The sequence below is a fragment of the Vibrio anguillarum genome, assembly GCF_001989995.2.
GTDB lineage: Bacteria > Pseudomonadota > Gammaproteobacteria > Enterobacterales > Vibrionaceae > Vibrio > Vibrio anguillarum.
On record NZ_JAHGUP010000242.1, the window covers coordinates 1 to 271 of the forward strand.

The 271-nt window shown below is 38.4% G+C and carries 1 protein-coding gene; it reads right to left on the minus strand.

Annotated elements, in window-relative coordinates:
* Positions 1-19: 19 nt before the first annotated feature.
* Positions 20-193 (minus strand): hypothetical protein, encoded by a 174-nt coding sequence (locus PL85_RS18705; RefSeq protein ID WP_160117743.1) that lies wholly within the window; start codon positions 191-193, stop codon positions 20-22.
* Positions 194-271: the final 78 nt, after the last annotated feature.

Genomic DNA, 271 nt, shown 5'->3' on the forward strand with positions numbered 1-271 from the left:
TATTGTCCATAATGCGCACTTAAGCGTTATTTGGAAAATCCTCAAAATCACAAAAAATAGGATTAGAATCTGGAGCAACGTCTAGTGGCTGTTCGGTGTATGGACAATGAAGAACTACTGTATAACCATCACCAATGAGGAATCCACCGCAAGGACAAGTTAATAAACGTGTAAAATTTGAAAATTCAATCATTTCATAAACTCCGTAATGCGCACTTTAAAAAATAGAATTGAGCTTGACTTCAGCGCGCTCAGGAACTGGCGTATCCAG

Bases quoted from the DNA above. Each gene is read 5' to 3' on its own strand.
- PL85_RS18705 (WP_160117743.1), bottom strand. From the start codon at position 193: ATGATTGAATTTTCAAATTTTACACGTTTATTAACTTGTCCTTGCGGT.